The following is a 6,516-nucleotide window of genomic DNA, read 5'->3' on the forward strand; positions in this document are numbered from 1 at the left end:
AAATGGCTTTAAGCTGTTGGGCATCTAAATTGTATTTTTGGGCGGGCTAGAAGCCCACCCCACAAGAATTAGATGCACGGGCTAGGAGCAACAGCAAACAAGAATTAGATGTACACCTTACGAGATTATCTAATACTCGGCTTTCTATTCCTAAGATTCCGCGCTCCGGGAATTTTCCGGCTGGGACGGCGATTGTTCAAACTGCTCGCAGTTCGAGTATTCACAGCATCAGCAGCAGCTATTAAACCTAAATCTTGCAAAATTTCAACAGCCGCCCTTTGTCCAGTTTCGCAACCGCCTTCCATGTAACCTTGAGCTTCCAGCGAAGTGTGTTCCCCGGCAAAATATAAATTGCCAACTCGTTCGCCTTCAACGCCGTACATTTGCGTCCACTGTCCGACTAAATAGCAGGAATAAGAACCTTTAGAAAAGCGTTCTCCCTGCCAATAAGCTCGCACAGCTTTGCCCGATCGCAAATTTCTCACTCCGGGAAAAACTCTTTCAAATTGGTTCAAAAATCTTTGTGCTTGGTCTTCTGGAGTTCCGGCACCGATCGACAAACCCTGCTTTCCTCCTGTAAAATTAGTAACTAAACCGTTAGGAGTAGGGGCGAAAGGCGTAGCTTCCGAGGTATTCTGGAATTCTAAATCGCTATAAACAGAAGCAGTCGATCGATAAGGTTCCCGCCAAATTCGGCTGCGGTAGCCGGTAACTAATTTAGAATTAGTACCGTAACCCAATTGCTCGATCGCCCTGCGCTTTGGTTGGGGCAAAGGTACATTAATTTTAACGTCTCGCAGAGTGCTAAACGGCAAAGTTAACAAAACTCGCTCGTAAGTGCGATCGAACGCGCTTAGTCCCGATCGCAAATTTACCCGATAGCGACCATCCGGCAAAAGAGTAATCGCTTCCAAAACCGTCCCCGCCTCGATCGAACCAGACAATTGACTTGCTAAACTGTTGATAATTTGACTGTTGCCGCCGTCAATTTGATAGCGCTCATCGCTGTTGCCGTACAATTCAAAACTGCCAGCTTCAGAACCGATTAAAAACAGCAGATTTAACGCCGACTGTTCCTCGGAATCTCGACCGTAGAATACCGTATAAGCAACCCGCAACAATTGTCGCAGTAGCGTGCTAGTATCAGCTTGGTCTAAATATTCAGCGATCGAAAGATTGTCCAATCTTTCTGCTGCTTCCGTAAAATCGAGATAGCTAATGTTATCTCCGATAGCGCCCAAATCTCCATTGATTTTAGTCGCTAGCGGCGCAAAATCCGCGATTATTTGCTCAAGAGGAAATCGTCGCCCTTCAAAGAAAAAAGTATCCTTCACCAATCCACTCTGCACTTGGGCTAAGTCGATCGCCCGCAAACCCAATTCCGTCGCCAGCGAGATTAAATTAGTGTGGCCGGTGTCAATAAATTCTCCCCCCACATCAGCCGGAATTAGCGTTCCAGCCACCTTGGGAACCGTGCGTATCCGCCCCCCCACGCGGTTCGTTGCCTCGATTATATCGGCACGGACGCCCGCTTGGCGCAAGCGATAAGCCGCCGTCAAACCCGCAATTCCCGCACCCACAACCAAAATCGGCGATCGTCCGCCCTGTTGAGCAAAAGCTCCCCCTCCCTCCCTAGTAAAAGTCCCAGCAGCAACAGCCCCCGCAGCAGCTAAGCCCCCGTGCAGCAAGCGGCGCCGAGATATGGGAGAATTGGGAGTGCGATCGCTCAGCATCCCCAGCAGTTCATCAGCCGGAATGCCTGTTTCCCTTGATTTCTGGGCAATACTCGCAGCGCGGCGCAGCATTGCCATCAGTGCAGATTTAGCCATAATTAAGACCTCCTCACAAAACAAAACTTTGATGTAAACTGGATTCTCGATCGTGCAATTTCCAGACTAAAGTCCAGAGAGATTTTTTTAATAATGCTAACCCTCAGAACACTGTTCGACAGCAAATTTTATCTCGAAAACAACCCTGATGTCGCCGTAGCAGTTGCCAGAGGCACGGTATCGAGTCCCTTCGATCACTACCGAAAAATTGGCAAATTTGAAAATCGCGACCCGAATGCCCTGTTCGACGCCAGCTATTATTTAGACACCAATACAGATGTAGCGGTATCAGCCAAACTCAATGGCTTTTCAGCAGCAGATCACTTTATCAGATTCGGTCAATTTGAACTACGCAACCCAAACCCATTCTTCGATGTTAATTTTTATCTAACAAGCAACCCCGACGTTCAGACAGCAGTCCAAACAAATCAATTTACCCCATTTGAACACTACTTCAAAGCCGGTCAATTAGAAAACCGCAAAGCCAGCATTTTCTTCGATCCCAGCTTTTATCTAGAAAAATATCCGCTGGTAGCAGCAGCAGTCAATAGCGGCGCAGTTAAAAGTGCGATCGACCATTACATTCAATTCGGTCAACAAGAAGGATTGTTGAGCACTCTCCCCGATCCCGCCGACAATTTGAACGCAGCAAAAAGCCTGGGCATTCTCACAGAAATTCAAACTGCGAGCGATTTTGTGGGAAATGCTGAACCAGCCGACATTTACAGTTTTATCCTCAATACTCCCAGCCTTTTCAGTGTAACTGTTGACGGTTTGAGTGCAGATGTTGATGTTGAATTAATTCAAGATCTCAACGGCAACGGCGCAGTTGGATTAGACGATATTATTGCTTCGTCTAACAATTTAGGCACGGCTTCAGAAACAATTGTCAGCAATGGGCCTTTACCTGTGGGGACTTATTTTGTCCGCGTTTCTCAATTTCAAGGCGATACAAATTATGACTTGAGATTGCTATCTGCTCCCTCAGAAATACCGCCCCAATTTTAAAATCAAATTAACGTACATAGCAAGCCTAAATCAGTCAAACAAACCCCGACTTCTCCTCAGTTCTCCTCTCTTCCTTCGCGGTCTTTGCGCCTTCGCGGTTCGTAAAAAAACATCTGGTTCACAAATGATTTAGACTTGCTATAAAACAGGCTGCCAAAAGGGCGAGCGACAATTTGCCCAGGTTTCACTTATTAGTTGCTGGCCCGCTGGGAGAAGGCAAAGATTGAACGGGTGTCGGAGGCCAATTAGAACGACTTCTGGTTAGAGTAGTAGACACCAAAGCATAGCCCAAAACAGCAGGAAGGACGATCGCACTCAGAAACACGATCGCCGCAGCCCAAGTCATCGTATTCGAGAGCGGGCCGTAATGAGTGCGGTAAGGGTCAAACATTGGTAAATTAGGCATCGGGGCGTCCCGCAGCGCGATCGGACGTTTGAACCGTACCCGCCTGTCGTCGAGCTTTTCGAGCAAAATCCAGCCAACTTCCGCCTCTTCCCGGCATAGCTTCTGAAAAATCGCAGGATTGCGGAACAAATCGTTGCTAGCCCGCACAATCTTGTACTCCCAAACCGTCAAATCAACAGAATTGGGATCAGATTGGGGATTGCCATTCGAGCGCGCATTTTCAGGCGCATTAAAATTATCCTCTTGAGATTCGTACCGAGTCAAAACTTCCTCCTCCTCGTCGTATTTTTGCCCCGCAACCAATTGCTCGCGGCTCACCAAAAGACCCACAAGCGCAGCCTCCAAGCCGAGACTGCCAAGCATCAAACTCCAAATCAGAATTTCAACCATAAAAGGAGTTAAAAGTTAAAAATCAAAAACTCAAAAGACTCGCTTTTAACTTTCAATCTTTAATTTTTAAATAGCCTTCTACCACACAATCTGCACCCACTGTGCGCCAAGAAACCCGCTCTAAAGTCAAAGCATCAGTCATTGCGGAAAACCCCAAATCTCCTACAGGAGTTGGAGATCCTTGACCACCGACAATTTTAGGAGCAATAAAAGCCATAATTTTTTGAACTGCACCCTCAGCAATTGCCCTCGCCGCCAAAGTGCCGCCGCACTCCCAGAGTACAGAAAGAAAAGATCGATCGTACAAATAAGCCATCACATTAGTCGGTGTCAGCGGCGACAATTCCACAACTTCCACCCCTTTGGCGATCAAAAATTCCTGAAATTCCGGGTTAACCCCAGGCTCAGTCAGCACCAAAGTAGCCGCCACAGAGGTTTCCCACAACCAAGCCGACTTCGGCAAATCCAAAGTGCGACTCATCACCACCCGCAGAGGATTATTCCTGTCAGGCTGGTGACTCGTCAGTAGGGGATTGTCCAGACGCACCGTATTTCCCCCAACAATCACAGCATCGCAGCCGACGCGCACCCGGTGTACCTCGCTCCGAGCCTCCTCGCCTGTCACCCAAGCGCTGTGGCCGCTACTGGTAGCAATTTTACCGTCCAAAGTCATTGCATATTTCAAAATTCCAAAAGGCCGGCGGTGCAAAATCCGGTGCACAAAAGCCTCGTTGAGTTTCTGGCAAGCTTCCCCTTCCACTCCCGCCACCACTTCAATGCCAGCCTCTCGCAACCGGGCTAGCCCAGTGCCCGCTACCAAAGGATTCGGATCGACCATGCCAGCCACTACTTTTGCCACCTTGGCCTTAACTAAAGCTTCGGAACACGGAGGAGTCCGGCCGTAGTGGTTGCAGGGTTCCAGGTTCACGTAGACAGTCGCTCCTTCGGCGAGTTCCCCCGCTTCCCGGAGCGCAAAAACTTCGGCGTGAGGTTGACCGGCACCGGGATGAAACCCTTCGCCGACAATCTTGCCGTCTCGGACAATTACAGAACCGACAAGGGGGTTGGGTGCGGTTTTGCCCAGAGCACGGCGAGCCAATTCTATGCAGCGGCGCATCATGGCTCGATCGAACTCTTGAACTTCGCTGTTTTCCAGTTGTTTTGTACCTTGCTGCTGTCCGTTAGCTAAGCTGGCGATCGCTTTAGCGTGCGCCGGAAAAGTTTCCATGAGATTTTGGTATGATATCTATCCCTGAGTGTACTGAGTTTGATGCTAATTTTGGCGGCGATCCGACAATCGATTGCGGCTGGGGCAAACTGTACGTTACCACTGAGATATTGCACCATTCTCAATTAGCCTTTTATGAACAGGCAAGATGCCTGTTCCACAAGAAAATTTATCTTTTGTGGAACAGGCATCTTGCCTGTTGCTGACAATGGTGCAAGATGTGAGTTACCAGGAGTGAAGGGCAATGTAGGGCGATCGACCCGCACGCTCGATCGAATAGCTTTAACATTAAGAAACAATAGCAGGCGCTTGAGAAAAAACAATGAGTCAGGACATGGAGCGGGAATTTGCCAGCCGCGACGAATTAATAGCCTACGTGCGCCAACAGTTCCCCGAAGCCGCCGCCCGGGACAGCAGCGTACCCCCGATCCTAGGCGGGCGCAAAGCAGCCGAGACAGCCCTGCAACAAATTGACCCCGGCAAGTACGCCTCAACCCGCAATTTCCTCAACGGTGCGGTAACGCGCTTGTCGCCCTATTTGCGCTACGGCGTTTTGAGTCTTGCCGAAGTCCGGGATGCCGTGCTGGAGAAGGTGCGGCATCCAGAAGATGCTGTGAAACTCGTCAACGAGTTGGGTTGGCGGGATTATTGGCAGCGACTCTACGCCGAATTGGGCAAGGGGATTTGGGAAGACCGGGAAGCCTACAAAACTGGTTACACTGCTAAAGATTACAGCGAAACTCTGCCGCAGGATGTCATCGAGGGCACGACTGGTTTGGTTTGCATCGACAGTTTCAGCCGCGAGTTGCGAGAAACTGGTTATTTGCACAATCACCAGCGGATGTGGACTGCCGCTTATCTTGTACATTGGCGCCGCGTGCGTTGGCAAGCCGGAGCTCGCTGGTTTTTGCAACATTTGCTAGATGGAGATCCGGCGAGCAATAATCTTTCTTGGCAGTGGGTAGCAAGCACTTTTAGTCACAAACCTTATTTTTTTAATCGGGAAAATTTGGAACGTTACACTAAGGCGGTTTATTGTCGCGATTGTCCTATGTACGGGCAATGCGATTTTGAGGGAACTTACGAATATTTGGAAGGGCAGTTGTTTCCTCATGGAGAAAAGGTCGATCGTAGCGGCGGTTCTAAAAGTTGGAACCGCCCTAAAAAAGGTCGCAGAAATTAAAAAGTCAGTAGTCATTAGTCATTAGTTATTAGTTATTAGTTGTTAGTTATTAGTTATTAGTTATTAGTTATCAACAGTCAACAGTCAACAGTCAACAGTCAACAGTCAACATTCAACATTCAACAGTCAACAGTCAACATTCAACATTCAACAGTCAACAGTCAACAGTCAACAGTTAACAGTCAACAGTCAACAGTCAACAATTACTAATTTATGAACAATCCGATTATTTGGCTGCACGGCGACTGTTTGAGTCCTGAAGGCCCGGCTTTTCAAGCGCACCCAGAGGCCCCGGCAATCTGGGTTTGGGATGATGCGCTGATTGATGAATGGCAGTTGAGTCTCAAACGAATGGTGTTTATTTACGAATGTTTGCTGGAGTTGCCGGTAGTTATTCCCCACATTCCGCAGATATTCAAGCAGAAGGAAAGGAAGATAGATTCGGAAACACAAAACTCCCAAACGATTGCAC

General features: G+C 48.5%; 6 protein-coding genes and 1 pseudogene. 4 read left to right on the forward strand and 3 right to left on the reverse strand.

Features of this window, described 5'->3' with window-relative positions; all coding sequences use genetic code 11:
• Positions 1 to 125: 125 nt before the first annotated feature.
• On the reverse strand, positions 126 to 1,829 hold the full coding sequence (locus QUA43_RS10930; RefSeq protein WP_333373787.1) for an NAD(P)/FAD-dependent oxidoreductase: 1,704 nt from the start codon (positions 1,827 to 1,829) through the stop codon (positions 126 to 128).
• Between the two features lie 93 nt (positions 1,830 to 1,922).
• On the opposite strand from QUA43_RS10930, the gene QUA43_RS10935 reads away from it, so the two are divergent.
• Positions 1,923 to 2,837 carry a PPC domain-containing protein gene (locus QUA43_RS10935; protein WP_333373789.1) on the forward strand — a complete coding sequence of 305 codons (915 nt, stop codon included), beginning with the start codon at positions 1,923 to 1,925 and terminating at the stop codon, positions 2,835 to 2,837.
• A gap of 184 nt (positions 2,838 to 3,021) precedes the next feature.
• Here the strand turns inward: QUA43_RS10935 and QUA43_RS10940 are convergent, their stop codons facing one another.
• The gene (locus tag QUA43_RS10940) at positions 3,022 to 3,633 is read right to left on the reverse strand and encodes a hypothetical protein (RefSeq protein ID WP_333373792.1); all 612 of its coding nucleotides are present in this window, start codon (positions 3,631 to 3,633) and stop codon (positions 3,022 to 3,024) included.
• Positions 3,634 to 3,685: 52 nt separating this feature from the next.
• Positions 3,686 to 4,861, reverse strand: a complete 1,176-nt coding sequence (gene ribD / locus QUA43_RS10945; RefSeq protein ID WP_333373793.1) for a bifunctional diaminohydroxyphosphoribosylaminopyrimidine deaminase/5-amino-6-(5-phosphoribosylamino)uracil reductase RibD — start codon at positions 4,859 to 4,861, stop codon at positions 3,686 to 3,688.
• 11 nt (positions 4,862 to 4,872) lie between these two features.
• On the opposite strand from ribD, the gene QUA43_RS10950 reads away from it, so the two are divergent.
• The 3 genes and pseudogenes from QUA43_RS10950 to QUA43_RS10960 form a co-directional block, all read left to right on the forward strand.
• Positions 4,873 to 5,067 (forward strand): hypothetical protein, encoded by a 195-nt coding sequence (locus QUA43_RS10950; protein WP_333373795.1) that lies wholly within the window; start codon positions 4,873 to 4,875, stop codon positions 5,065 to 5,067.
• A 116-nt stretch (positions 5,068 to 5,183) separates the two neighbouring features.
• Complete coding sequence (locus tag QUA43_RS10955; RefSeq protein ID WP_333373796.1) at positions 5,184 to 6,044, forward strand: FAD-binding domain-containing protein; 861 nt, start codon at positions 5,184 to 5,186, stop codon at positions 6,042 to 6,044.
• A 213-nt stretch (positions 6,045 to 6,257) separates the two neighbouring features.
• Positions 6,258 to 6,516: pseudogene (locus QUA43_RS10960) on the forward strand (hypothetical protein); the annotation flags it as partial.

Source organism: Microcoleus sp. N9_B4 (genome assembly GCF_036701635.1).
Lineage (GTDB): Bacteria > Cyanobacteriota > Cyanobacteriia > Cyanobacteriales > Microcoleaceae > Microcoleus.

Excerpts from the sequence above, each read along its gene's own strand:
- QUA43_RS10930 (WP_333373787.1), bottom strand. The coding sequence starts at position 1,829 with ATGGCTAAATCTGCACTGATGGCAATGCTGCGCCGCGCTGCGAGTATT.
- QUA43_RS10935 (WP_333373789.1), top strand. The coding sequence starts at position 1,923 with ATGCTAACCCTCAGAACACTGTTCGACAGCAAATTTTATCTCGAAAAC.
- QUA43_RS10940 (WP_333373792.1), bottom strand. The coding sequence starts at position 3,633 with ATGGTTGAAATTCTGATTTGGAGTTTGATGCTTGGCAGTCTCGGCTTG.
- ribD (WP_333373793.1), bottom strand. The coding sequence starts at position 4,861 with ATGGAAACTTTTCCGGCGCACGCTAAAGCGATCGCCAGCTTAGCTAAC.
- QUA43_RS10950 (WP_333373795.1), top strand. The coding sequence starts at position 4,873 with ATGATATCTATCCCTGAGTGTACTGAGTTTGATGCTAATTTTGGCGGC.
- QUA43_RS10955 (WP_333373796.1), top strand. The coding sequence starts at position 5,184 with ATGAGTCAGGACATGGAGCGGGAATTTGCCAGCCGCGACGAATTAATA.